The sequence below is a fragment of the Aestuariimicrobium kwangyangense DSM 21549 genome (assembly GCF_000421525.1).
Taxonomy (GTDB): domain Bacteria; phylum Actinomycetota; class Actinomycetes; order Propionibacteriales; family Propionibacteriaceae; genus Aestuariimicrobium; species Aestuariimicrobium kwangyangense.
The window spans coordinates 897335-923243 of sequence record NZ_ATXE01000001.1 but is presented as its reverse complement, the minus strand read 5'-3'; the positions used below and the strand labels follow the sequence as shown (position 1 = coordinate 923243).

The 25909-nt window shown below is 68.3% G+C and carries 22 protein-coding genes, 1 tRNA gene and 1 riboswitch; of the genes, 12 read left to right on the top strand and 11 right to left on the bottom strand.

The window, feature by feature from the left end; genetic code table 11:
• Nucleotides 1–52: 52 nt before the first annotated feature.
• Together H507_RS0104020 and groL are read right to left on the bottom strand one after the other, a co-directional pair.
• The gene (locus tag H507_RS0104020) at nucleotides 53–754 is read right to left on the bottom strand and encodes a copper homeostasis protein CutC (RefSeq protein ID WP_022909437.1); all 702 of its coding nucleotides are present in this window, start codon (nucleotides 752–754) and stop codon (nucleotides 53–55) included.
• 138 nt (nucleotides 755–892) lie between these two features.
• Complete coding sequence (gene groL / locus H507_RS0104015; RefSeq protein ID WP_022909436.1) at nucleotides 893–2518, bottom strand: chaperonin GroEL; 1626 nt, start codon at nucleotides 2516–2518, stop codon at nucleotides 893–895.
• Nucleotides 2519–2731: 213 nt separating this feature from the next.
• On the opposite strand from groL, the gene H507_RS17610 reads away from it, so the two are divergent.
• Entirely contained in the window at nucleotides 2732–3283 is a 552-nt protein-coding gene (locus H507_RS17610; RefSeq protein WP_211217287.1) for a hypothetical protein, read from the top strand.
• Here the strand turns inward: H507_RS17610 and H507_RS0104010 are convergent.
• Nucleotides 3210–3503, bottom strand: coding sequence for a DUF3263 domain-containing protein (locus H507_RS0104010; protein ID WP_022909435.1), 294 nt, complete (start codon nucleotides 3501–3503; stop codon nucleotides 3210–3212). The two genes, H507_RS17610 and H507_RS0104010, sit on opposite strands and share 74 nt — an antisense overlap.
• 165 nt (nucleotides 3504–3668) lie before the next feature.
• Here H507_RS0104010 and H507_RS0104005 point away from each other — a divergent pair, with 165 nt between their 5' ends.
• Together H507_RS0104005 and manA are read left to right on the top strand one after the other, a co-directional pair.
• Entirely contained in the window at nucleotides 3669–4733 is a 1065-nt protein-coding gene (locus tag H507_RS0104005; RefSeq protein WP_022909434.1) for a Gfo/Idh/MocA family protein, read from the top strand.
• A complete protein-coding gene (gene manA, locus H507_RS0104000; protein WP_026377743.1) occupies nucleotides 4730–5914 on the top strand; it encodes a mannose-6-phosphate isomerase, class I in 1185 nt (394 codons plus the stop codon). Before H507_RS0104005 ends, manA begins: the two co-directional genes overlap by 4 nt.
• 518 nt (nucleotides 5915–6432) lie before the next feature.
• Here the strand turns inward: manA and H507_RS0103995 are convergent.
• A tRNA-Thr gene (locus tag H507_RS0103995) sits at nucleotides 6433–6505 on the bottom strand.
• A gap of 381 nt (nucleotides 6506–6886) precedes the next feature.
• On the opposite strand from H507_RS0103995, the gene H507_RS0103990 reads away from it, so the two are divergent.
• From H507_RS0103990 to H507_RS14590, 7 genes are all read left to right on the top strand, one after another.
• Nucleotides 6887–7471 carry a class I SAM-dependent methyltransferase gene (locus tag H507_RS0103990; protein ID WP_026377742.1) on the top strand — a complete coding sequence of 195 codons (585 nt, stop codon included), beginning with the start codon at nucleotides 6887–6889 and terminating at the stop codon, nucleotides 7469–7471.
• 146 nt (nucleotides 7472–7617) lie between these two features.
• Entirely contained in the window at nucleotides 7618–8763 is a 1146-nt protein-coding gene (locus H507_RS0103985; protein ID WP_026377741.1) for an ROK family transcriptional regulator, read from the top strand.
• 49 nt (nucleotides 8764–8812) lie between these two features.
• Nucleotides 8813–10459: an ABC transporter substrate-binding protein gene (locus H507_RS0103980; RefSeq protein WP_026377740.1), complete on the top strand. Its 1647-nt coding sequence runs from the start codon at nucleotides 8813–8815 to the stop codon at nucleotides 10457–10459.
• A 47-nt stretch (nucleotides 10460–10506) separates the two neighbouring features.
• Nucleotides 10507–11493 (top strand): ABC transporter permease, encoded by a 987-nt coding sequence (locus H507_RS0103975; protein WP_022909430.1) that lies wholly within the window; start codon nucleotides 10507–10509, stop codon nucleotides 11491–11493.
• 10 nt (nucleotides 11494–11503) lie between these two features.
• Nucleotides 11504–12424 (top strand): ABC transporter permease, encoded by a 921-nt coding sequence (locus H507_RS0103970; RefSeq protein ID WP_026377739.1) that lies wholly within the window; start codon nucleotides 11504–11506, stop codon nucleotides 12422–12424.
• Nucleotides 12421–13440: an ABC transporter ATP-binding protein gene (locus tag H507_RS14595; protein WP_051139623.1), complete on the top strand. Its 1020-nt coding sequence runs from the start codon at nucleotides 12421–12423 to the stop codon at nucleotides 13438–13440. Before H507_RS0103970 ends, H507_RS14595 begins: the two co-directional genes overlap by 4 nt.
• Complete coding sequence (locus H507_RS14590; protein ID WP_245558813.1) at nucleotides 13427–14503, top strand: ABC transporter ATP-binding protein; 1077 nt, start codon at nucleotides 13427–13429, stop codon at nucleotides 14501–14503. The genes H507_RS14595 and H507_RS14590 overlap by 14 nt, the downstream gene beginning before the upstream one ends.
• Nucleotides 14504–14613: 110 nt before the next feature.
• Here H507_RS14590 and H507_RS0103955 read toward each other — a convergent pair whose 3' ends face one another.
• Together H507_RS0103955 and H507_RS0103950 are read right to left on the bottom strand one after the other, a co-directional pair.
• A complete protein-coding gene (locus H507_RS0103955) occupies nucleotides 14614–15279 on the bottom strand; it encodes a response regulator (RefSeq protein ID WP_022909428.1) in 666 nt (221 codons plus the stop codon).
• Entirely contained in the window at nucleotides 15273–16508 is a 1236-nt protein-coding gene (locus H507_RS0103950) for a sensor histidine kinase (RefSeq protein WP_026377737.1), read from the bottom strand. Before H507_RS0103950 ends, H507_RS0103955 begins: the two co-directional genes overlap by 7 nt.
• Before the next feature lie 173 nt (nucleotides 16509–16681).
• Here H507_RS0103950 and H507_RS0103945 point away from each other — a divergent pair, with 173 nt between their 5' ends.
• Together H507_RS0103945 and H507_RS0103940 are read left to right on the top strand one after the other, a co-directional pair.
• Nucleotides 16682–17404 (top strand): ABC transporter ATP-binding protein, encoded by a 723-nt coding sequence (locus H507_RS0103945; RefSeq protein ID WP_040437771.1) that lies wholly within the window; start codon nucleotides 16682–16684, stop codon nucleotides 17402–17404.
• Entirely contained in the window at nucleotides 17401–18297 is an 897-nt protein-coding gene (locus H507_RS0103940) for an ABC transporter permease (RefSeq protein ID WP_022909425.1), read from the top strand. Before H507_RS0103945 ends, H507_RS0103940 begins: the two co-directional genes overlap by 4 nt.
• Before the next feature lie 26 nt (nucleotides 18298–18323).
• Here the strand turns inward: H507_RS0103940 and H507_RS14585 are convergent, their stop codons facing one another.
• From H507_RS14585 to H507_RS14580, 5 genes are all read right to left on the bottom strand, one after another.
• Nucleotides 18324–19100 carry a DedA family protein gene (locus H507_RS14585; protein WP_022909424.1) on the bottom strand — a complete coding sequence of 259 codons (777 nt, stop codon included), beginning with the start codon at nucleotides 19098–19100 and terminating at the stop codon, nucleotides 18324–18326.
• A gap of 89 nt (nucleotides 19101–19189) precedes the next feature.
• The gene (locus tag H507_RS0103930; protein ID WP_084707674.1) at nucleotides 19190–20338 is read right to left on the bottom strand and encodes a ribonucleotide-diphosphate reductase subunit beta; all 1149 of its coding nucleotides are present in this window, start codon (nucleotides 20336–20338) and stop codon (nucleotides 19190–19192) included.
• A 44-nt stretch (nucleotides 20339–20382) separates the two neighbouring features.
• A complete protein-coding gene (locus H507_RS0103925) occupies nucleotides 20383–23001 on the bottom strand; it encodes a ribonucleoside-diphosphate reductase subunit alpha (protein WP_022909422.1) in 2619 nt (872 codons plus the stop codon).
• A gap of 119 nt (nucleotides 23002–23120) precedes the next feature.
• A riboswitch (cobalamin riboswitch) is annotated at nucleotides 23121–23344 on the bottom strand.
• Between the two features lie 100 nt (nucleotides 23345–23444).
• Entirely contained in the window at nucleotides 23445–24500 is a 1056-nt protein-coding gene (locus H507_RS0103920; protein ID WP_022909421.1) for a hemolysin family protein, read from the bottom strand.
• Nucleotides 24493–25854, bottom strand: coding sequence for a hemolysin family protein (locus H507_RS14580; RefSeq protein ID WP_022909420.1), 1362 nt, complete (start codon nucleotides 25852–25854; stop codon nucleotides 24493–24495). The genes H507_RS0103920 and H507_RS14580 overlap by 8 nt, the downstream gene beginning before the upstream one ends.
• Between the last annotated feature and the right edge of the window lie 55 nt (nucleotides 25855–25909).

Sequence of the window (25909 nt, the reverse complement as noted above, 5' to 3'; positions counted from 1 at the left end):
GCACGATTGGCTCGGCTGACCCCCGCCGGCGACACCCAAGGGGCCGAGGGCCTCAGCCCAGGTGGCGCACCTCGGTGTCGATCAGCGTGCGCCAACTACGCACCAGACCGGAGTCGACCCACGCCTTGTACGAGCGGTCGGGTCGGGCGGGTGTGCCGATGTGGAACGCGCGGACCCCCGCTCGCACCAGCCACGGCACGTGTTCGGCTCGCAGTCCGCCGCCGGCCATGATCACCTGCGCCGCACCGGGTTCGTCCCTGGCCACCGCCAGCACCTCGTCCAGCCCGTGTTCGAGACCGCGCGAGGAACCGGCGGTCAGTACCTGGTCGAACCCCGCGAAGCCACGCAGGGCAGCCCAGGCCTTGCGGTAGTCGAAGGCCCAGTCGATGGCGCGATGGAAGGTCCACGGCACGCCGATGCCCTCGGTCAGGCTGGTGACCACCTCGGTGTCGACCTCGCCCAGACCGTTGAGGAAGCCCAGCACTACACCGTCGGCGCCGGCGTCGACGTAGGCACCGATCAGACCTTTCAGGCGGGTGGCCTCGCCTCCATCGGTCGACCAGCCCTCCCGCAGCCTCACCATCGGACGAATCTGGATCGAGGTGGCGGCTCGGGTGCGTTCGACCAGTGCGGGCTCCGGGGCCATGCCCTCGTGGTCCATGGACCCGAGCAACTCGACCCGGTCGGCGCCACCCTCCTCGGCGCGACGGGCATCGTTCTCGTGGAGCGCGATCACTTCCAACAGTGCTGACATGGCACCAGTCTGGTGGAACTCCTCCTCCACGCCCGAAGCCTCGCCCGAAGGCGCAGAAAAACACCGCTGGGCGACCCCCACAAGGAGGGTCGCCCACCGGCGTTCGTACGGGTGGGGCTCAGCCCCGGGACGGCTGGATCAGAAGTCCATGCCGCCCATGCCACCGTCACCGCCGCCCGGGACGGGCGCAGCCTTCTCGGGCTTGTCAGCGATCACGGCTTCGGTGGTGAGGAACAGCGCGGCGATCGACGCGGCGTTCTGCAGTGCCGAACGGGTCACCTTGGCGGGGTCGATGATGCCGGAGGCGATCATGTCGACGTACTCGCCGGTGGCAGCGTTCAGACCGTGGCCGGCCTCGAGCGAGCCGACCTTCTCGACCACGACGCCACCCTCAAGACCTGCGTTGACAGCGATCTGGCGCAGCGGGGCGCCAGCGGCCGAGAACACGATCTGGGCACCGGTCGCCTCGTCGCCGGTGAGCCCGTCGACGTTGGCGGCCTTGGCGGCCTGGAGCAGGGCCACGCCACCACCGGCGACGATCCCCTCCTCGACGGCAGCCTTCGCATTGCGGACGGCGTCCTCGATGCGGTGCTTGCGCTCCTTGAGCTCGACCTCGGTGGCAGCGCCGACCTTGATCACGGCCACGCCACCGGCCAGCTTGGCCAGTCGCTCCTGCAGCTTCTCGCGGTCGTAGTCGGAGTCGGAGTTCTCGATCTCCTTGCGGATCTGCGAGACGCGGCCAGCGAGCTGGTCGGCATCGCCGGCGCCGTCGACGATGGTGCACTCGTCCTTGGTGACGACCACGGAGCGGGCCTTGCCCAGCAGTTCGAGGGTGACACCGTCGAGCGACAGGCCGACCTCCTCCGAGATCACTTGGGCGCCGGTGAGGATGGCGATGTCGGTCAGCATGGCCTTGCGGCGATCCCCGAAGCCGGGAGCCTTGACGGCGATCGACTTGAAGGTGCCTCGGATCTTGTTCACGATCAGACCGGCCAGGGCCTCACCGTCCACGTCCTCGGCGATGACCAGCAGCGGCTTGCCCGACTGCATGACCTTCTCGAGCACGGGCAGCAGGTCCTTCAGGCTCGAGACCTTGGAGTTGACGATCAGCACGTAGGGGTCGTCGAGCTCGGCCTCCATGCGCTCGGCGTCGGTGACGAAGTAGGGCGAGATGTAGCCCTTGTCGAAGCGCATGCCCTCGGTCAGTTCGAGGTCGATGCCGAAGGTGTTCGACTCCTCGACGGTGATGACGCCTTCCTTGCCGACCTTGTCCATCGCCTCGGCGATGACATCCCCGACACCGGGGTCAGCGGCCGAGATCGAGGCGGTGGCAGCGATCTGCTCACGGGTCTCGATGGGCTTGGCCTGCTTGAGCAGCTCGTCGGTGATCGCCTTGACAGCGGTCTCGATGCCCTTCTTGAGCTCGATGGGGTTCGCGCCGGCGGTGACGTTGCGCAGACCCTCGCGGACGAGCGCCTGGGCCAGCACGGTCGCCGTGGTGGTGCCGTCGCCAGCGACGTCATCGGTCTTCTTGGCAACTTCCTTGACCAGCTCGGCGCCGATCTTCTCGTAGGGATCCTCGAGCTCGATCTCCTTGGCGATCGACACACCGTCGTTGGTGATCGTGGGGGCGCCCCACTTCTTCTCCAGGACGACGTTGCGGCCCTTGGGGCCGAGGGTGACCTTGACCGCGTCAGCCAGGGTGTTCATGCCCCGCTCAAGACCGCGGCGGGCCTCAATGTTGAACTCAATGAGCTTTGCCATGGGGTAAGTCCTCCAGCGTCGGATACGTGTGCGTCAGGCATGGTGCCCGCGACGGACGGCCCATGGGGACCTCACCAGACCTGTCGGTGGCACTCGGACGCATCGAGTGCCAACTCATTTTTAGCACTCTCCCCATGCGAGTGCAAAGGATTCTCGCGTCCTGTGGACGCGCACCCGCACCGTCGCGGGTGGTGCGCTGGCAGCATGGAGGTCGTGAACCCCACCTCCTCCACCCGCACCCGCCCCTCGGCGATGGAACGGGTGCGCAACGTCGGCAACTGGGCCAACCTCTCCACCCCGCTGGGACTGGCGATCGCCCGGGCCGGGGGAAGCCGGATCGTCCGCGGCCCGCGGGGGCTCACCCTGGCAGAGGGGTACCGACTCGGTTTCCCCATGGCTGGCGCCTTCACGGTGGGCAGCGTGGTGATCACCGCCCATCCGACCTGGGCCGCCGCCGAGGCGGCATGGCCCGGCACCCTGGAACACGAGGAGGCACACACGTGGCAGTGGACGCTGTGCCTGGGTGCACCCTTCCTCCCCCTGTACACCGCGGCCATGGGGTGGTCGTGGCTACGCACTGGTGACCGCTCCTCGGCGAACGCCTTCGAACGGGCGGCCGACCTCGCGCTGGGCGGCTACGTCGAGCGGCCGCGCATATCCCTCGCCGACGGGGTACGCCGACTGGTGGGGCTCAGCGCACGGACTTCAGGCGCCCGGCCGAACGGTGGTCACGGCGGGCGGCGCGCAGACGACGCAGGCGCTTGACCAGCAGCGGCTTGTGGGCCAGCGCGGCCGGGTCGTCCAGCAGTCGGTTGAGGATCTGGTGGTAGACGGTCGAGGTGATCCCGAATCGCTCCATGACCTCGGCGTCCTTGCCGCGGGGTGCAGCCCACCACGAGTCCTCGAAGTCCAGGATCGCGGTGTCTCGCTCGCTCAGGGCGGAGGCGTCGAGTGCGGTGCGGGGCTCGGGTGCGGCGGCTGACATGGACGTCATTCTAGGTCGGAATCACATGACTGTCATTAGCACCACGTGCACCCTCTTGATCCAGCCATCGCGGGGGCGGGCGGAGCACCAGCCGGCCGCGCGCAGCCGTCCCACAACCGGACGATCCGGGCGCCGGTGACCGCCGCCCCGTGCTTGGATGGGCCCATGAGCGACACCCCAGCGAACGTTTCCCTCGCGGCCCCACCCGTGGCCCCCGCGCCCGGTCCGATCACGCCCGTGACCGGCGAGAAGGTCCGCTGGGGGATCATCGCCCCGGGGCACATCGCCGAGAAGTTCGCCAAGGCAGTCACCTCCCTGCCGGACGAGGCCGAGCTGGTGGCCGTGGGTTCCCGTTCTGCCGAACGGGCTGCAGACTTCGCGGGACGCTGGGGCATCCCGCACTCCCACGGTTCCTACGCCGAACTGGTGGCCCGGGACGACCTCGACGTGGTCTACGTGGCCTCGCCACACAACCTGCACGGCGAGCAGGCCGAGTTGGCGATGCGCGCGGGCAAGCACGTGCTGGTCGAGAAGCCGCTGTCGGAGAGCCTTCACTCGTCACGCTCCATCATCGAGACCGCCGCGGAGCAGGGGGTCTTCTGCATGGAGGCGATGTGGACCCGCTGCAACCCGTTGGTGATGCAGGCGCGGCAATTGATCGCCGACGGCGCGCTGGGCGATCCCCGGTTCATGTGGTGCACCTTCGCCTTCCGTTTCGACGGGGACGACAGCCACCGCCTGCTCGACCCCGAGCTCGCCGGTGGGGCGATCCTCGACCTGGGCGTCTACCCCATGCACGCAGCCCACGTCCTGCTGGGCGCCCCCACCGGCATCACCGCTGAGGGCACCGAACACCCGCGGACGGGGGTGGACGCCACCTCGGTGGCCCACCTGACGTGGGACAAGCCCGGTGGCACCACCTTCGGCACCTTGGTCAGCTCCATCGATGCACGGGGCGACCAGCGGCTGAGCGTCTTCGGGACGAAGGGCCAGTTGGTGCTGGAGAACTTCCTCGCCCCCCTCGAGATGACCTTCACACCCGAGGGTGGGGAGCCACAGAAGTTCGTCACCCAGGACGCCGGCTTCCTCTGGCAGGTGCAGGAGGTGCATCGATGCCTGCGAGCAGGCAAGGCGGAATCGTCCGCGGTGCCCTGGCAGTCCTCGCTCGACGTGGCCGCACTGCTCGACCAGTGGCGCGCCGGCGTGGGCACCGGGACGGTGGGCCGATGAAGCTCATCACCGGTGTGGTCAAGGACTACGCCTGGGGGTCGACCGACTCGATCCCCACGCTGCTGCACACCGAGCCGACCGGGGAACCCCAGGCCGAGTACTGGCTCGGCGCGCACCTGGCCGGACCGGCCGTGGTCGAGGGTGACGGCACCCTCGACTCCTGGCTTGCCGACCACCCTGAGGCCCTGGGCGCCAGCAGTCGGGATCACTTCGGTGACCGGCTCCCCTATCTGCTGAAGATCCTGGCCGCCGAGCAACCGCTCAGCCTGCAGGCGCACCCCTCTCGCGAGCAGGCCGAAGCGGGCTTCGCGGCCGAGAACGAGGCCGGCATTCCCCTGGGTTCGCACCAGCGCACCTATGCCGATGACTGGCCCAAGCCCGAGATGATCGTGGCGCTCACCGAGATGGAGGCGCTCTGCGGCTTCCGCGACCCGCGCGAGACCGCAGACCTGTTCGACCGGATCGGCCCCATCCCGGGTCTCGAGCAGGTGATCGGTCCGCTCACCCAACGCTCCGGCGACGCCGGCCTCGCGGAGACCTTCCTCGACGTACTCAGCCTCGACGACGGTCGGGTGCATCTGGTGAATGAGGTGGTCGCCGCCGCCGTCAATCACGTCGGCGACGAGGGCGAGGTTGGGCAGTTCGCGCGTACCGCCGTCGAGCTGGACGCCTTCCACCCCTCCTCACCCGGGATCCTCGCGGCGCTGCTGATGAACCGGATCCAGCTGCAACCGGGCGAGGCGATCTTCCTGCCGGCCGGCAACATGCACGCCTACCTCAGGGGCACCGGGGTGGAGATCATGGCGAACTCCGACAACGTGTTGCGTGGCGGCCTCACCAGCAAGCGCATCGACGTCGATGCCCTTGTCCAGGTGGTCGACTTCACCGCCGGACCTGTCGAGGTGCTCCGGGCCGAGCCAGAGTCCGACGGGCTGCTGCGCTTCCGCACCCCGGCACCCGAGTTCGCCCTCTGGCAGTTGGACACCCATGCCGACCACTCGGTGATGCTTCCCGCTCTCGGGAGCGCCCGCATCCTGCTGGTGGTGGCGGGGCACGCCGCCGTGGCCACCGTGGGCGAGACCATCGAACTGGTGCAGGGCAAGGCGGTCTTCGTCCCGGCCGGTGAACAGGTGCAGGTCGACGGGAACTGTTCGGCATTCCTGGCTGCCGCTGGGGTCTGAGGCCCGGGTGGCCCGTGGCCCGGGGCAGCCCGTGATGCTGGGCTTTTCTCAGTAAATGTCTTGGAGAAATTGAGGGGCCCGCCCCCCATGCGAACCGCTTCGACTGTAGCGTTCGAAGTGCGGGTCACCCTTCAACTCATCGCCCCACTCCCCCCGAGTGCTGGACGCCTCAACCCCCGGCCGAACCGAGGCTCCAACCTGGGACGAGTGCAAGGGTGACCCGCCGTATTCTTCCCTGGCAGTGTGCGGCGTGCTCCTCTGAGACCGCGTCTGCGCTTCTTCCAATGCCGTTTGCCCTCGTCCCGGACCGTTTGCCCGCGTTCCGCGCCAGCTGCCCTCCCAAGGATCACTTGCCCTCGGAGTAGTACAGGGCAACTGCGCCGGACGAGGGCAACTGGTGCGCAAATGGGGCAAGCGGTGCGCAACAGGGGCAACCGCACGGGACGAGGGCAACCGGTGCGCAAATGGGGCAACCGCACCGGACGAGGGCAACCGCATCGGCGCCCACCCACGACGAGAGCCCCCTGCGGGAGTCGAACCCGCGACCCCCTGTTTACAAGACAGGTGCTCTGGCCGCTGAGCTAAGGAGGCGCTGCCCCACCGGTGACCCGGCGCGGGCTCGCACCATTGTGGCCCACCGCGGCCAGTGGCCGCGACCCGACCGCCGCAGCCGCCACGGAAGGTCCGTACCGACAGTCTCCGACGCATTCCGCTCCGAACTGGCTTGCCGATGGCCTTCCGGCACCCCATACCGGTCACAGCGGGAACGGGCTGCTGGATCGGGTCACCCGGTCGAGCCAAGTCCACCCCTGGGCGTTGCCCCGGAGCGAGCCCTGCAAGAATCACCGGGTGGCAGCCGAACAGAATCCCCCCAACCAGCCAACATCGACGCAGCCGACATCGATACAGCCGACCGAGCGCCGGCCCAGCCAGGCCCAGCCCGAGCCGGGAAGCCCCGAACCGAGCCAGTGGGTGCGGATCACATCCGCCGATCCCGACCACAGCCACCGCTACATCCAGCGCTTCAAGACGATGGCCTCCAACGGCGCCGACCTGCACGGCGAGACCCGCATGATCGACGCGATGGTTCAGCGCAACGCGCACATCCTCGACGCGGGCTGCGGTCCGGGTCGCGTGGGTGGCGAACTGCAGCGACGTGGCCACCGGGTGGTGGGGGTCGACGTCGACCCCGTGCTCATCAACGAGGCGCGACGGGTGAACCCCGAGGCGACCTGGGTGGTCTCCGACCTGGCCCTGCTCGACCTCCCCGCCGTCGGCATCAACGAGGGATTCGACGCGATCGTGTGCGCCGGCAACGTGATGACCTTTCTGGCGGCCTCGACCCGGGTGGGCGTGTTGCGCGCGTTCGCCCGGCACCTCGCACCCGGCGGACGAGCAGTCATCGGCTTCGGCCAGGGCAGGGGATACGAGTTCGCTGACTTCATCCGCGACGCACACGAGGCAGGTCTCCGCCTGCAACTGGGGTTGAGCACCTGGGACCTCAAGCCCTTCGAGGAGGAGTCCACCTTCCTGGTGGCGGTCTTCGGACGGGGGTGAGAAAGATCTCGTGCAGCCTGCGTGAACAATCTCACTCGGAACCCTTGACGATGCCCCCCTCGGGGCGAATGCTCTAGCCATCTGGAAACTTTCCAGATGATTGATCGCCGACGACGGCGGCCAGCTCTGGGGCGAGAGGGGACGGCATGCGCATCGGTGGTCCCCGCGCCCTGAGGGCCATGAACGACCGAGCGTCCCTGCAGGCCTTGGCCCTGCGCGGCCCCATGTCACGAACCGAACTCGCCGACGAGATCGGCGTCTCCCGGCCCGCGGCAGCTGAGCTGCTGCGTCGGCTGGAGCAGGCACAGCTGGTTCGTCCCGACGGCCACCAGGAGCACGGCGGCCCGGGACCCAATGCCCGCCTGTGGCGGGTGAACGAGAACCGGGGCCACGCCGTCGGCGTCGACGTCACCACCACCTCGATCGACCTCGCCATCGTCGACCTGACCGGCGCCACGGTGTTCGAGACCACGCTGACGGGAACCACGGACGACCCGATCGCCGACCTTCGCCGGGCGGTGCTCGAGGGCGCCGCCACCCTCGACCTCCAGGTCTCCGAGCTCAGCTGCGCGGTGGTCGGCATCTCGGGTTCGATCGATCCCGCCACTGGACTGCTGGCCCACGCCGAACACATGCCCCAGTGGCTCGGGTTCGACGTTCCGGCCCGGTTGAGCGAGGCGCTCGGCATCCCGGTGACGGTCGAGAACGACGTCAACCTGGTCGTGGTCGACGAGTTCATGCACGGCTGCGCGCGGGGCCGCGACGACGTCCTGTTGCTCTGGATGGACCAAGGCGTGGCCGCCGCAATCATCGTGGGGGGACGCGTGCACCGCGGCGCCCGCGGCGCGGCCGGTGAGATCGATGCCGCACCGATCGGGCCCGACGGCGTCATCCTCGGTCGCCTCGTCGACTCCGTGGGGGTGCTGGCACTGGCCTCCGCGAGCGGCGTGGCCGCGACCGAGGCCAGCGCCGCCGTCCGCGCGGCGACGACCGCTGAGGACGACGGGACCGACGCGTCCACGGCAGCGGCGAGGTTCCTCACAGAACTGGCCGCGCGCATCGCGCAGACGCTGGTGATCCCCGTGTCGCTGCTCGACCCCCAACTGGTCGTGCTCGCCGGCGACATCGGCGTCGCCGGTGGGGACCGACTCGCCGGACTGGTGACCACCTCGCTGCACGGGTTGGTCGACAACCGTCCCGAGGTCACCCCGGCCACCGGACGAGCGGACGCCGTCCGACACGGCGCCGTTGACGCGGCCGTGCGGCAGATGCAGGAAGAGATCTTCGGGTGAACGACCAGGTCGCCGGCCGGGCGCACTCGAACAACGAGAGGAACAGATGATGAAGCGCACAACGCTGGTCATCGCGGTGATCGCGATCCTCAGCCTGATCGCAAGTTGCGCCAGTGGGGGTGGTGGGTCGAACAACACGAAGAAGAGCGGTTCGTCGACCTCCCTGACCATCGCCAACGTCGGCGGAACGACCTGGACCTGCGGGTTCAACCCCTTCAACCCCTCCGTCAGCGGGCTGAGCATCGGCTTCGTCTACGAGCCGCTGGTCTACGTCAACCCCTTGCAGAACTCCAAGGAGACGCCCATGGTGGCGGAGTCCTCGGAGTGGAGTGCTGACAGCAAGACCCTCACCTTCACCATCCGCGACGGGGTGAAGTGGAGCGACGGCCAGGCATTGACCGCCGACGACGTCGCGTTCACGTTCAACCTGCTGAAGGCCAACAAGGGCCTCGACCTGAACGCCCTCTGGTCGTCGGGCCTGACCTCGGTGGAGGCCAGCGGCAACAAGGTGACGATGAAGTTCTCGACACCCTCGAAGCCGTACTTCTACTACATCGCCGACCAGACCCCGATCGTGCCCAAGCACGTGTGGAGCACCGGTGAGCCCGCCAAGGACCCGGTGCAGTTCGCGGACGCCAAGCCGATCGGCAGCGGCCCCTACACCGTGTCGGACTGCAAGCCCCAGAACATCCGCTACCAGGCGAACGAGAAGTTCTGGCAGCAGGGCAAGCCTGCGGTCAAGACGATCAACTACCCGTCCTACACCGACAACAGCCCGGCCAACCTCGACCTGGCCACCGGCAAGGCACAGTGGGGCGGCCAGTACATCCCCAGCGTCGACCGCTACTACGTCGACAAGGACAAGGCCAACAACCACTACTGGTACCCGCCGGTCGCCAACGTGCAGATCTTCCTCAACCTGAAGAAGGGTCCGACGACCGACCTGGCCGTCCGGCAGGCCTTGGCCTACGCCATCGACAAGGACCAGGTCTCGAAGATCGGTGTCGGCGGGCAGCTGCCCTCGTCCAACCAGGCCGGCATCGTGCTGCCCACCCACAAGGACTGGTTCGACCAGGCCGCGGCCGACAAGTACGGCTACAAGCAGGACTCCGAGAAGGTCAAGGGACTGCTGGCCAAGGCCGGCTACTCCACCGACAAGCCGCTCAAGCTGAGCATCATCAGCGTGGCCGGCTACACCGACTGGGAGGCCGAACTGCAGGAGATCAAGTCGCAGCTCGAGCCCATGGGGATTGCCCTCGACGTGCAGAACATCGCTGGTCAGACCTACAACACCAAGTTGTACAAGGGTGACTTCCAGCTGGCCTACGGGTCGCAGACCGGTGGCCCCGCCCCGTACTACGAGCTGCGCCAGAACCTCTACAGCGGCAACACCGCACCACTGGGCGAGAACGCGTCGACCAACTACTCGCGATACTCCGACAAGGCGACCGACGCGCTCTTCAACGAGTACCCGGGAGCCGACGACAAGCGCCAGCACGAGATCGTGAACCAACTGCAGGAGGTCATGCTCTCCCAGGTTCCCGTCATCCCGGTGCTGGAGAGCGTGAGCTGGTTCCAGTACAACACCAAGGACTTCACCGGCTGGCCGACGGCCGAGGACCCCTACGCGCTGCCCGCGCCGTATGCGGTCCCCGATGTCGAGCAGGTGTTGTTGAAGCTGAAGCCCAAGGCGTGAGGGAGTTCGCACGACATGTCTGATGCGCACTGCACCAGGAGGGTCCGATGAGATTCATCCTTCGGAGACTGGGGTTCTTCGTGGTCACCCTCTGGGTGGCCCTGACGGTGAACTTCTTCGTCCCCCGGCTGATGCCCGGCAATCCAGCCGAGGCCATGATGGCCCGTTACAAGGGACGAGTGAACCCCGAGGCGTTGAAGGCGTTGGAGGTCGCCTTCGGCCTGGACACCCAGAAGCCCCTCCTGGTGCAGTACGTGGAATACCTGGGCAACACCCTGACCGGCCACTTCGGGATCTCGCTGACCTTCTTCCCGACCCAGGTCGGGAAGGTGGTGCTCCAAGCCCTGCCGTGGACGCTGGGCCTGGTGGGACTGACCACGGTGATCGCCTTCGTCGTCGGCACGCTGATCGGCACCATCGGTGGCTGGCGACGCAACGGTATCGTCGACAGCATCCTGCCGCCGGTGTTCGTGATCACCTCGGCACTGCCCTACTTCTGGGTGGGGTTGATCCTGATCCTGGTCTTCTCGTTGGGCACCAACGGTGCACTGCCCAATGACGGCGGCTACGACCCCATCCTCGACGCGGGCTGGAACGGAGCCTTCATCGTCGACGTGCTCAAACACGCGGTCCTGCCCTCGGTCAGCATCCTGCTGATCTCGATCGGCGGCTGGATCCTCACCATGCGCAACAACGTCGTCACCACCCTGGCCGAGGACTACATCACCATGGCCCGGGCCAAGGGGATACCCGACCGGAAGATCATGATCCACTACGCCGCGCGCAACGCCGTGCTGCCCAACCTGTCGGGGTTCGCGATGTCGCTGGGGTTCGTCGTCAGCGGTTCCATCCTGGTCGAGTACACCTTCAACTACCCGGGAGTGGGGTACATGCTGCTCAGCGCCGTCAACAACCAGGACTACCCGCTGATGCAGGCGCTCTTCGTGCTGATCACGGTGACCGTGCTGGTGGCGGTGCTGATCAGCGACTTCCTCACCGCGTGGCTCGACCCCCGCGTCCGGACCGCGAGCTGAGGAGGAACACGTGAGCAGTGTCAGTGTGGCAACGCCGGTCGACCCGGCCCTGCCCACCCGTGCCCGGACCGGCTCCGGCATCGTGCGGGCCATCCTCGGCAACCCGAAGGCCCTGGTCGGGGCCGTCCTGTTGCTGGTCTTCGTCGTGGCCGCGGTGGTGCCGCAGGTCTTCACGACCATCCACAACCCGAACCAACGCTTCGAACTGATGCTTCCGCCCGGTCCGGGGCACCCGCTCGGGACGACCGCCTTCGGCCAGGACATCTGGTCGCAGTTGGTCTACGGCACGCGGTTGTCACTGTTCGTCGCCGTCGTGGCCGGCGCCCTCGCCAGCGTGCTGTCGGTGATCGTGGGCGTCTCCGCCGCCTATCTCGGTGGCTGGGCGGACGACCTGCTCTCGCTGCTGACCGACGTGTTCCTGGTCATCCCCGCGTTCCCCCTCATCATCGTCATCGCCGCCTACGCCGGCGGGGGCAACATGGCTGTCGTGATCGGCGTGCTGGTGCTCACGGGCTGGTCGTACGGGGCTCGCCAGTTGAGGGCGCAGGCGATGTCGCTGCGCAACCGTGACTTCCTCGAGTCGGCCCGGGTACGGGGTGAACGGTCGTCCTACATCATCATCTTCGAGATGCTGCCCACGATGGTCTCGCTGATCGCGGCCAACTTCCTCGGCGCCGCCCTCTACGCCCTCCTGACCGCGGCAGGTCTGCAGTTCATCGGGCTGGGCAACTCCTCGTCGGTCAGCTGGGGCACCATGCTGCACTGGGCGCAGAGCAACGAGGCCCTGCAGACGGGCCAGCAGTGGTGGGTGATCGCACCAGGACTGTGCATCGCCCTGCTGGGCGCCTCGTTCGCCCTGCTCAACTATGCCTTCGACGAGATCAGCAACCCCGCCCTGCGACCGGTACGGCGTCGGAGAGGACGCGCATGAGCACCCTGCTTGAGGTCACCGACCTGTCGGTGGCCTACGACACCCCCAACGGCCCGGTGACCGCGGTCGACCACGTCAACCTGGCCGTGGCCCCCGGCGAGTTCCTCGGCATCGTGGGCGAGTCCGGGTGTGGCAAGTCGACCCTGCTCTTCGCGATCGCCCAACTGTTGCGGGCACCGGCCCGCACCACCGGGGGGTCCGTGGTGTTCCGTGGCCAGGACATGGTGACCATGTCGGCTCGGGCCCTGGCCCCGACGCGGTGGCGCAACCTGTCGGTGGTCATGCAGAGCGCCATGAACGCCCTCAACCCGGTCGCCCGACTCAGCGCACAGTTCGCCGACACCATGCAGGCCCACGGGGTACGCGACAAGGCGGCCATCCGGGAGCGATCGGAGCAGGTGCTGGAACTGGTCGGCATCGACCGTGCCCACCTGGCCAGTTACCCCCACCAACTCTCCGGCGGCATGCGCCAACGAGCCATGATCGCCATGGCCCTGCTGTTCACCCCCGAGTTGGTGATCATGGACGAACCCACCTCGGCCCTTGACGTCGTGGCGCAGCGGTCACTGATGCTGCAGATCAAGGAACTGCAGCAGCAACTGGGCTTCGCGGTGCTGTTCGTCACCCACGACATGTCGCTGGTCAGCCACTTCTCCGACCGGCTGATGGTGATGTACGCCGGCGAGGTGGTGGAGTTCGGGTCGACGAGGCAGGTCTTCGACCACCCGGCCCACCCGTACAGCCAAGGACTGCTCGACGCCTTCCCCTCCATCCGTGGGGAGCGCAAGGCCCTGGTCGGCATCCCGGGAACCCCGCCCAGCCTGTCGGCCCTGCCGCCAGGGTGCAGGTTCGAGCCACGTTGTCCGGTCTCCTTCGCGGAGTGCGCGACCACGCGCCCCCCGCTGTACGACGTGGACGGTGTGCTCTCGCGCTGCCTGCTGCACGACCCGGCGTACTCGTCCCACGCGACCACACCCACGACCAGCAGAGAGGGTGACGACGTTGACCGAACCTGAGGCACAGCTCTCGACCCAGACCCGCACGGAACCCCCGGCCGCCACGGAACCCCGGTGGCTGCTGGAGGGACGCGCCCTCACCCGCACCTTCCGGGTCGGCGGAGGGCTTCGCCGACGCCGACACCTGCACGCCGTCGACGACGCGACCTTCGGCATCGGACGCTCCGAGATCCTCGCCCTGGTCGGCGAGAGCGGCAGCGGCAAGAGCACCATCGCCCGGCTTCTGGCCCGGGTGCACCCGCCCACCAGTGGGGAGATCTTCTTCGACGGCGAGCCCCTGTCACGGCTGCGCTCACGCGCCGACGTGCTCCGCTACCGGGCGGCGGTGCCGATGGTCTTCCAGGACCCGTTCAGCTCCCTCAACCCCGCCTACCCCGTCTCACACGCGATCCTGCGTGGCATGAGCCTGCACCGGCCCGACATCCCGGCCTCCCAGAGGGAGGAGGAAGCGGCCCGGGTGCTGACCGCCGTCGGACTGTCACCGGCGGCACAGATCCTGCGTCGCTACCCGCACGAGCTGTCGGGCGGCCAACGCCAGCGGATCGGTTTCGCCCAGGCCCTCGCCTACCGTCCCCAGGTGATCCTGGCCGACGAGCCCGTCTCGATGCTCGACATCTCCATCCGGATCGGGCTGCTGAACGTGATGGCCGCGTTGAGGGACGAGCAGGGCGTCTCGCTGCTCTACATCACCCATGACATCGCCAGCGCACGCTACGTCGCCGACCGGATGATGGTGATGTATGCCGGCCGGATCGTGGAGTCAGGGCCGGTGGACGAGGTGCTCGGCACCCCTCGTCATCCGTACACCCAGCTGCTGGTGGCGGCGGTGCCCGACCCGCGCGCCGAACTCACCGTCACCGCCGAGATGGCCAAGGGTGAACCTCCCAAGGTCATCGATCCCGGCCCCGGTTGTCGCTTCGCCGACCGCTGTCCCCTGGCGCTGCCGGTGTGCCGGACGACCACCCCACCGCTGCTCGAACTCGTGCCGGGGGTGGAGGTCGCCTGCCACGTCGCCGCCGAGCAGGAGGGGCGCGGGGAGGAGTCGATGGCCGCGGTCGGCTGAGCCCCGCCCGCCCCGCACACTCTCACCTCCGGGACGAACTCTCGCGTTCTGGGGCGAGAGTTTGGCCCCGGAGGCGAGAGTCTGCGGTTCAGGGGTCGAGGACAGCCGCCTCAGGAGAGGCCGGCGTCGTGCACCCGGATCGCCACCTGCACCCGGTTGCTGGCGCCCAGTTTCTCGAGGATCTTGGTGACGTGCGCCTTGACGGTGGCGATCGACATGTACTGGCTGCGCGCGATCTCGGCGTTTGTCATCCCCTGTCCGATCGCCAGCGCGACCTCGTGCTCCCGCTCGGTCAACAGCGACAGGGAGGCCTGGGCCTCGTCCTTGCGGGACGACACCTGACCGTGGGTGGCTGCCGCGATCACCTGGGCGGTGACGGTCGGCGAGAGGCTGTGCTCCCCCGCCGCGACCTGCCTGATCGCCTCGACCATGCGTGCCGGTGGTGTGTCCTTGAGCAGGAACCCGGACGCCCCGACCGCCAGGGCCCGAAGCACCATCGAGTCGGCGTCGAAGGTGGTCAGGATGACGACCTTGGGGGCGTCGGGACGAGCGAGCAGCTGCTCGGTGGCGACCAGTCCGTCGAGGCGCGGCATCCGGATGTCCATCAGCACGACGTCGGGACGGTGTTGGGCCACCAGCGGCCCGGCCTCGGAGCCGTCGGCGCCCTCGGCCACCACCTCGATGTCGGGACTGCCACCCAGGATCAGCCGCAGACCTGCACGCACCAATGGGTCGTCGTCGACCAGCAGCACCCGGATCGTCGCTTCGTTCACCATGGCAACCACACCTCCAGCTCGAATCGTCGGTCGTCGGTCTCGCGGTACGAGATCCGTCCGCCGGTCACCTGCGCCCGCTCCGCCAACCCCAGCAGTCCCACCCCGGCGCCGGGCACCCCGGAGTCGGTCAGCACCAGCGGATTGGCGCAACGGATCAGCAGCCCTTCACCGGGGCGACCGCTCAGACTGAGGGTCACCCGCGCGTGGGGCGCATGCTTGCGGGCGTTGGTGAGCGCCTCCTGCACCACCCGGTACGCGTGGCGGCCCACGAGCGTCGGCAGCAGTTCGGGGTGCTCCACCTCACTCACGACGTCGATCCTCTCCCCGGCGGCCCGGGCGTCATCGACGAGGTCGGGGATGTCGGCCAGGGTCGGCTGCGGCTTCTCGATGGTGTCGCCCGACGGGGCCCCGGAGGTGGCCTGGGTGTCACCGACCCTGTCCTCGCGCAGCGAGCCGAGCACGGCCCTCAACTCCGCGAGGGACTGGTGCGCGTTCTCCTGGATCAGCGTCGCGATCTCACGGGTCTGGTCGGCGCTCAGATCGGTGCGGTAGGCCAACACCCCGGCGTGCATGCTGACCAGGGAGATGCGATGGGCCAGCACGTCGTGCATCTCGCGGGCGATGCGGTTGCGCTCGGCCGCCTGCCCCTGCAGCACGCGCAGTTCCTGGTTGCGCTCGGCATGCTCGGCACGATCGCGCAGCGACTGGATCAGGGCTCTGCGCGCGCCCAGGTAGACACCGATGGAGACCTCAACGGCCATGCCCAGCACCACCCACATCAGCGCCTGCGCATAGACGAGCCACCGCGGGATGCCCACCGGGTCGACGGTCCGGAAGACGTCCACCTGCAGGGAGACGGCGACCACGCCCATCAGCAGTCCGAGTGCGGTGATCGGGACGATCTCGCGCCACCGTCGCCTCATGGCCAGGTGGACCAGGGCCCAGGCCGTCACGGTAGTCAGCGTGCTGCCCGCGACACTCATCACGACCAGGACGACGGCGATCGCGACCGGGTGTCGGTGGCGGAACCTGATGATGCCCAGGGCCACCAGGCCGAGCACGGCGTTGACGGCGAAGAGCCACCAGGGCAGGTGGAACTCGGGCGAGTCCCCGCGGACGGTGACGGTGACCACGAGGGTCACCACGTACATGGCGATGCAGATCCCGTAGCGCCACACCAGGTCCCACCCGCGCAATCGGGGAGGGGGTGGAGCGGTGAGGGACGACATGCTCGCCAGCCTAGGGGCGTCGGCGCCCGGGTCGGCGCCGCCCAGGTCGACGCCTCGACGACTTTGGTCGATGCTGCCCTCGCAGTTGGACGATGCACCGCGGCCGGAGGTCGGCTCGCAACCAGCCCTTCGCCCGTGGTCACCGACCACTCGGCCTGAGCACAGTGGTGCCCATGATCACCGTCACGAACCTCACGAAACGCTATGGCACCGTCACAGCGCTCGACAATGTCTCGTTCATCGCCCAGCCCGGCCTCGTCACCGGGTTCCTCGGCCCGAACGGGGCGGGCAAGTCGACCCTGATGAGGTGCGCCGTGGGGCTCACCCGTCCGACCGCAGGCGAGGTGACCGTGCTGGGACGGCCCTACGCGGCCATCAGCAATCCGGCCGCCCACGTCGGCATCCTGCTCGACGCGTCCGCCCAGCACGCCGGACGGACCGGGCGTGAGGTGCTGGCCCTCGGGGCGCTCGCCATGGGCATCGACAAGCACCGGGTCGACGACGTGCTCGACCTGGTGGGCCTCACCACCAAGGAGGCGAAGATGCGCGTGGGGCAGTACTCGCTCGGCATGCGCCAGCGACTGGGCATCGGGCACGCACTGCTCGGCAATCCCGAGGTGCTGATCCTCGACGAACCGGCCAATGGACTTGACCCCCACGGCATCCACTGGATGCGGGGACTGCTGCGCGGGTTCGCCGACCGGGGCGGCACGGTACTGCTCAGCTCCCACCTGTTGCACGAGGTGCAGCAGGTGGCCGACCGGATCGTGATGATCGGCCTCGGCCGAATCGTCGCCGACGGCTCCATCCAGGAACTGCTCAGCGAGGGCCAGGACCTCGAGCAGATGTTCCTCGAACGCACCATGTCCACCTCCCGCGAAGGGTACGCAGCATGACCACCACCCAGCCCTCCTCGTCCTCCGCGCCCTCGTTGCCGGGCCAGCCGTCGGAGCCCACTGCGCCGGCCCCGTCGTTCCAGGCGTCGACCCAGCAGGCCTCCCACTCCATCCGCACCCTGGCCCCCGTTGCCGTCGCCGACCGGATCGGGTTCGGCCGCCTCGTGCCGGTGGAACTGCGCAAGTTCCTCGACACCCGGGCGGGGATGTTCCTGCTGGGGATCGCGCTGCTCGGTGCCCTCGCCGTCGCAGTCGCACTGGCCATCTTCTACCGTCAGTTCTCCGACGTGATGGGCAACACCGTCTGGTCGACGCCGTCCTCGTTCATCGCCCTGCCGATCAACCTGCTGGTGCCGGTGATGGTGATCCTGCTCTTCACCCAGGAATGGGGGCAGCGCACCACGCTGACCACCTTCGCCATCGAGCCACGCCGCGGACGAATCCTCGCGGCCAAGGGGGCTGTCGCCCTCGCGATCACCGTGGTGGGCTGGTTGCTCACCCAAGGGCTGTCGGTGGTCAGCTCGGCTGCCGGAGCAGCCCTGACCCAGCAGACCGTCGACTGGACGAACGATGCCACCACCCTGCTCGGGCTCGCCGCCACGTTCGTGCTGTCGAACGCGATGGCCGCCGGGTTCGGGTTGCTGCTGATGAACACTCCCGCGGCGATCGTCACCTACATGGCGTTGCCGAACCTGCTGGGTGCGGTCGGACTGCTGGGGAGCAACGCCCAGTCGGTGATGAACTGGATCGACCTCAACCGCGCCGCCCTGGTGCTCTACTCCGACCAGCCGGTGCACCTGGGCTGGTGGAAGCTGACCACCGCCGTGGTGCTGTGGGTGGTCGTCCCGATCGTGATCGGGGTGGTGCGCAACCTTCGCCGCGAGGCCAAGTGAGGCACTGATCCCGGGCTCCTGCCTGCTCAGAGCTTCTGCTTGGCACCGTTGCGGAAGGTGGTGAACACGACGAAGACCACCAGGGCGATCGCGACCCAGTTGGCGTACTTGGCGTAGGTCTTGAGCAGCGCGACCGCGGGCTCGCCGACCATCCAGCCGAATCCGAAGTAGACACCCAGCCACAGGGTCGAGGCGAGGAAGTCGAGCAGCATGAACTTCCTCCAGCTCATGCCCGAGGCCCCGAACAGCACGAAGATGACCTGCATCAACGGCAACGGGATGGGCACGTAGGCCACGAACATGCCGAGCCAGCCGAGCTTCCCGGCCCAGCGTTCCGCCCGCGCGTAGTGGCGGGCGGCGCGCTGGCTGCGACCGGCCCAGATGTCGATCATGCCGCGACCCCAGAGCTTGCCGGCCCACCAGAACACCCAGTCGAACTTGATGCTCATCAGCGACCCGAGCACCCCGGCGATCGGCCACCAGCCGGGGGCCAGGTGCTGGGAGGCCAGTGCCCCGGTGGCGGCCGCACCGGTCCGCGACCCGGTCAGCGCCAACAGCAGCGGCGGGTCCAGCCCCAACAGCCACCCACGCAGGGGCAGCTGGGCGAGCCCGAACAATCCCATGAACACGATCCAGCCCATGCACCACTTGTCGGCGCGGGTGGGCTGCTGCTTCCACGGCATTCCCTCCGCCTGCCACCACTCCTGCTCGGCACCGGCCCCGCCCGTTACGGCACCGACCTTCTCCTCCACCGCGGCCACGGCTGGCGGGGGGAGCTTCGACAGGTCGCTGGGCTCGGTCACGCCGCAAGGCTACCTGCCATCGCCCTCCCACCCGGGTGACCCCGGTCCACGGGCGCAACCTGCTCCGGCTTGCGCCCGTGGACGCCCGATCAGCTGTCTGCCCTGGCATCCACCTCGTAGGAGGTGTTGATCGATTCGAAGAAGTTGACCAGTTGCAGGGTGTCGTTGGCCGTTGCCATCCACTTGGCCGGGTTCGCGTCGCCGAAATGGGGCTCGAAACCCAGCTCCTCGAGGCGACGATCGGCCAGGTGGCGCACGTACTGGTTCACGTAGTCGGCGTTCAGTCCGCTGACTCCCGTCGGCAGCAGGTCGTGGTTGTAGGCCTCCTCCATCGCGACCGCATCGATCACCATCTGGCGGATCTCGTCGGAGAACTCCTCGGTGGCGATCTCGGGATTCTCGTCCAACACCGTCAGCACGAGGTTGATGCCGAACTTCAGGTGGAGGCTCTCGTCACGCACGATCCAGTCGATCAGCGACCCGAAGTTGCGCAACAGGTTCCGCTGGCGGAACGACAGCGCCACCATGAACCCGGAGTAGAACCAGATGCCCTCGAGGATGACGTTGTAGGCGACCAGGTTTCGGATGAAGTCCTGTTTGCCGGCCACCGTGCTGATATCGAGGGTCTGCTCGGTCATGCGCCGGATGTAGCGCACCTCGAACTCCTCCTTCGCGACCATGGACGGCACGGTGACGTGCGCCGAGTACGCCTCGTCCCGATCGATCGGGAAGGTCTCGAGCACGTACTCGAAGGCCATGCAGTGGTTGGCCTCCTCCCACATCTGCTTGGCCAGGTACAGGTGGCACTCGGCCGCGTTGAGGTAGGGGTAGACCCCGAACGCCAGCGCCTTGTTGACCAGCAACTCGTTGGGGTTGAAGTAGCTCATCAGGTGGCTGACCGCGTGACGCTCGCCGGCGGACATGCGTCCGAAGTCGGCGAGGTCCTCCCCCAGTTGCACCTCGTGGGGGAACCAGGTGTTGGCCACGGCCTGCTGGTAGAGGTCCATCGCCCAGGGATGGGTGAGCGGTTTGAGCAGCAGCCCTTCCTGGATACCGGTGCCCAGGATCCCGGGACGCGGGGAGGTGTGGGGCACGGCCACAGTTCCGGTCCTCGCGCTCGGGAGACTGCTGGTCGGGGCACTGCTGGTCTGGGCGCTGCTGGTCTGGGCGCTGCTGGTCTGGGCGCTGCTGGTCTGGGCGCTGCTGGTCGGGGGGTCGACGGGAGAGGTCTCGTCCATGGTGCTTCCGTTCGCTTCGGTGGGGTGGGTGACGGCCTGGGAACTCACTGGCAGCTGTCGCACTGGAGCCGCTCCATCGGATCGGTGGGGCAGGCCTCGGGCACCACCTCGGGCTCGTCCGGCTCGTTCGAGAGCTCGACGGCGACCAGCACCGGACGAACCGGGCCCGCGCCCAGCCCCGAACCGGCCCGGCCGAATCCCGCCCGGCGGTTCCCCGGGGCACGCACCTGCTCGGCCTTGTTCACCCGAACCGTCGACTGCTCGGCCGTGTGCCGGGGCATCATGTGCAGGTAGTAGGTGGTCTTCACCCCCATCCGCCACGCCAGGCTGTAGAGGTCGACCATGGCCCCGATGTCGCGGCTGGCCAGGTAGATGTTGCGACTGATCGCCTGGTCGATCCACTTCTGGGCCCGGGCGGCGACACGGACGAAGGCTGCCGGGTCGAGCTGGAAGCTGGTGCGGTAGACCTGCTTGATCTCGTCGGGCACACCGTCGATCGGCTGCAGGTCACCCTGGTGTCGCAGCAGCTGTCCGCGCACCTGCTCCCACAGCCCGCGCTCCTTCAGGGCGGTGACCAGGTTGCGGTTCACCTCGAGGAACTTGCCCGAGGCGGTGGCCCGACTGAACAACTGACTGAAGCGCGGGTCCAGTCCAGGGGTCGTTCCCGCCACCAGACCGATCGAGGCGGTGGGAGCGACGGCCATCACTGTGGCATGGCGCATCCCGGCTGCGACCTTGTCGCGCAGGAACTCCCAGTCGAGGCGCACCGTCCGGTCCACCTCGACCGGCTGCCCTCGGTCGGAGTCCAGCCGGTCGAGGGTGTCGATCGGCACCAGGCCGCGCGACCACCCCGATCCTGCGAAGTTGGGGTAGCTGCCTCGCTCCCGAGCCAACTCCGCCGAGGCGTCGATGGCGTGCCAACTGATGAACTCGCTGATCTGGTCGACGAGGTCGCCGGCCTCGGCGCTGTCATAGGCCAGTCCGAGCCGTTCCAGCACGTCGGTGAACCCGAGCATGCCCAGACCGATGGCCCGGTTGGCCCGGTTCGACGCCTCCGACTCGGGAACTGCCGAGAGGGTGATGTCGATCAGGTTGTCGAGTTGGCGCACGGCCGAGCGGGTCGACGCCGCCAGCAGGGGCCAGTCGATCGTCCCGTCGACGAGGTGGGCTGCCAGGTTGACCGAGGCGAGGTTGCAGACGGCGATGTTGTCGCGATCCTGAGGCAGGCAGATCTCGGTGCACAGGTTCGACAGGTGGATGGTGCCGGTGTTGTCGTTCAACGCCCGGGTGTTGATCGTGTCCTTCCACGTCAGCCACGGGTGCGAGGTCGTCTGCAGCGAGACGAGCATGGCCCGGAACTGCTCGCGCGCACGCACCTTGCGCCACCGGACGATCCGTCCCGCCTCGGCTTCGTCGACCAGTTCCCGGTACCGGGTCGAGAAGGCGGCACCGGTCAGCTCGACCAGTTCGGGAACGTCCAGGGGATCGAACAGGTACCAGTCCTGGTCGGAGTGCACGCGCTTCATGAACTCGTCCGAGATCCAGACTGCGGTGTTGGCGGTGCGGGTGCGTCGGTAGGGATCGCCGGAGTTCTGGCGCAGGTCGAGGAACTGGTCGAAGTCGAGGTGCCAGTTCTCGAGGTAGAAGCACAGGGCACCGAACTTCTTGCCACCGCGGCTGACGGCCCGAAGGGTCGAGTCGATGGTGTGCATGAACGGGATGGGCCCGGTCGAGGCCGTGTTGTTCGAGCGGATCGGCGACCCCTCGGCGCGCAGCTTGGTCACCGACAGGCCGATGCCCCCCGTGCCCTTGGTGATCCACATCACGTCGCGCAGGCTCGTGCCGATGTGCTCGATCTCGTCCTCGAGTTGCATGACGAAGCAGTTCGACAGCTGCGGGTGGGCGGTTCCGGCGTTGACCAGGGTCGACCCGGCCGAGAGGTACTCCAGTCGACTCATGCGGGCGTAGAAGTCGAGCGCGACCGTCGTCGGGTCTGCCTCGTTCAGGGCCAAGCCCATCGAGACCCTCATCCAGAAGAACTGGGGGGTCTCCACCGGACGACCGTCGGCCCCGGTCAGCAGGTAGCGGGTGCGCATGGTCTGCACACCGACGTGGTCCAGAAGGTCGTCACGCCGGGGATCGAGCGCGGCGGCCAGCACCTCGAGGTCGAACAGTTCGACCAGTCGTGGGTCGCCCAGTCCTGACCCCACCAGGTCGTGCACATGGTCGGGAAACCGTTCCCGGTGCAGCGCCCGAATGGTCTCGGGCTGGGCGTCGCCGAACAGGTCCCAGGTGTCACCGAAGACTGTCTTGTGGATCTGCTTGACCAGCAGCCTGCAGGCGATGGTGTCGAAGGCGGGGTCGTCCTTGACGTTCTGCAGGGCCACCTGGATGACCGCCTCGTCCAGTTGCTCGGAGGTCATCTGGTCGAAGATGACGATGTCGAGTTCGCTCAGCAGTTGAACGGTGCGGGTGACGGACTGGTCGAGCCCCACCGAGGCCTGCTCGATGGAGCGGGCGATCTCGGCACCGTCGTAGGGGGCGAGGTCGCCGTCACGCTTGCGCACCCGGATGGTCGGCGAGTGGCCGGGTGCGCCGGATCCACTGCTCGTGTCAGCGTTGGCTTGGGCCGTGGACTCAGGGGTGGGTGGGATGTGGGTCATGTGCGTTTCCCTCGGTACGTGACTGACGGGTCACGGCGGGCAGGGTGCACGGACCGTCCGGTCCCACACGGGGACGGACGATGGCAGGCCCTCCCACGGAGCCGGGACCACGACCCCGCGGCGCGGGGCCGCTGCTGGCAGGTCTTCGGACTCGCGGGCAGGGCCAGTCGACGGACGACGTGGCCGGTCCTACTGGCCGTCGCTTCCCAGGAGCAGGCTCCCAGTGCTTGGTGACGGCGGTCGTTCCCACTCACCGCTGCGGGGCAGTCCCGGTGTCACACCGGATTCCCTCTTGCCTCGCCTCTCCTTCACGGGAAGGCGAACCAGCAACAAGCACACCATATACAGTGAATGGCGATGATGTCACCCACAACATCTAGTGGTGACCTGTCGCGCTGGGCAATGCTGTCCGCGCGGCGCCTGAGCGTACCCGCCACGCTCCCCTACCTCTCGGTCGGGCCCTCCGCGGTGTGGGCAGCGTCCCGGATCTCACCGACCAGTTCCTCGAGCACGTCCTCCATGGTGGCCAGCCCCAACGTCGTCCCCTCGGCATCCACCACCCGAGCCACATGGGCACGCTTGCGCTGGAGGGTCGCCAGCGCGTCGTGCAGCACGTCGGTGGGCCTCACCGCGGCGAAGGGGCGGATCCACTTGTCGTCCACGACCCTCCCGCGCCGTTCCGGGTCGACCTCGAGCACGTCCTTGATGTGCAGGTAACCCACCAACTCGCCGTTGTCACGCACGGGAAACCGACTGAACCCGGTCTCGGCGCACAGCGCCTCGACCTCGTCGAGGGTGCAACCACGGTGGACGGTCGCCAACTGGGCCACCGGCAGCAACACCGTCGCCACGGTCTGCTCGGTGAAGCCGAGGGCACCCGAGAGTCGGTCGTACTCGTTGTCGGCGAGCAGTCCCTCACCGCGGGACTCCTCGACCAGACCTGCCACCTCTTCCCGGGTGAACGCGGACGACACCTCGTCCTTGGGCTCGATCCTGAGCGCTCGAAGCACCACGTTCGCACATGCGTTCACCACGACGATCAGGGGACGGAGCACCGTGACGATCCCCACCATGGGCAGGGCCAGCGCCAGCGCCGCGCGGTCGGGACCGGCGATGGCGATGTTCTTCGGCACCATCTCACCCAGCACCACGTGCAGGTAGACGACCACCATCAGCGCGAGCACGAACGAGACCGGGTGGACGAGTTCACCCGGCACCCCGACAGCATGGAAGACCGGTTCCAGCAGCTGGGCGAGCGCGGGTTCCGCCACGGCACCCAGCCCGAGCGAGCAGATGGTGATGCCCAGCTGCGCACCCGCCATCACCACCGAGATGTTCTCCATGGCGCGCAGCGTCGCCCGGGCGCGCACCGACCCGGTCAACGCCAGGGGCTCGATCTGGGTGCGCCGGGCCGAGATCAGGGCGAACTCGGCGCCGACGAAGAAGGCATTCAACGCGAGCAGCACCACGGCCACCCCCAACGCCACCCACTCATTCATCACGGTCCTCCCCGGTCGCCCCACGGGTGGAGAGAGTGACCCGGTCGATCCGGTTGCCCTCCATTCGATCGACCCGCAGGGTGGCCACCGTGCGGGGCAGTTCGGCACCGTGGTCGTCGAGCCGGGCCGCCAGCACCACCTCGACGGAGTCCCCCGCCGCAGGCACTCGTCCGAGTCGGCGGAGCACCAGGCCGGCCACCGTGTCGTACTCGTCGTGTTCGGGCAGGGCCACCCCGGTGAGGTCGTCGACCTCGTCCGGGCGCAGCAGCCCCGACAACGACCAACTGCCATCGGGGCGGCGATTCCCCCGAGCACCGATCCGGTCGTGCTCGTCGGCGATGTCGCCCACGATCTCCTCGACGACGTCCTCGAGGGTCACGATGCCGGCGTGGCCGCCGTACTCGTCCAGCACCACGGCCATCTGGAAGCCGTCGCGCCGCAACAGTTCGAGCAGCGGATCGAGTCTCAATGAGTCCGGCACGAGGATGGGCGGGGCCATCACCCGGTCCACGGTGACCGAGCTGCGATCGGCCACGGGGAGCACCACGGCATGCTTGACGTGCACGGTGCCGACCACCTCCTCGGCCTCGTCGACCACGGGGAATCGGCTGTGGCCGCTCTGTCGGGCCAGGTCGATCACCTCGGCGGCCGGGGCGGTGCTGGCCAACCAGCGCACCCGCACCCGAGGGGTCATGATCTCGCCCGCCGTTCGGCTGCCGAACTCGACCGATCGCTCCATCAGGTCGGCGGTGTCCTCGTCGAGGGTGCCCTCGTGGGCCGAGTGGTGGATGAGCGAGGCCAGTTCGGCACTGGTGCGGGCTGAGCGCAGTTCCTCCTGGGGCTCGATGCCCAACCTGCGGACGACCCAGTTGGCCGAGCCGTTGAGCAGGTTGATCGGGCCTCGCATGACCGAGGTGAAGATCCGCTGTGGGCCGACCGTCGCCTTCGCCGTGGCGAGGGGACGCGCGATGGCCAGGTTCTTGGGTACCAGTTCACCGAAGATCATGGTGCCGGCCGTGCTGAGCACCATCGCCACGACGATCGCGGTCGGGTGGGTGGCTGCTGCGGGCACGCCCCAGCCGAGCAGCCAAGGGCCGACGATCACCGCGATGGCCGGTTCGGCCAGGAAACCGATGGCGAGGTTGGTGAGGGTGATCCCGACCTGGGCGCCGGAGAGCTGCGTCGACAGCGAGCGCAGGGCCGTGAGGACCGAGCCGGCGCCGGCGTCACCGGCGTTGGCCGCGCGCTCGACCCCCGAACGGTCGACGGTCACCAGCGAGAACTCGGCCGCGACGAAGAGACCACAGAGCACGACCAGCACCGCTGACAGCCCGAGCAGGATCCAGGCGGTCATGGGCACCCCACGCGGGTGCCGCCGGGCCCACGACGCCCGGGACTGCCGGCCCTCC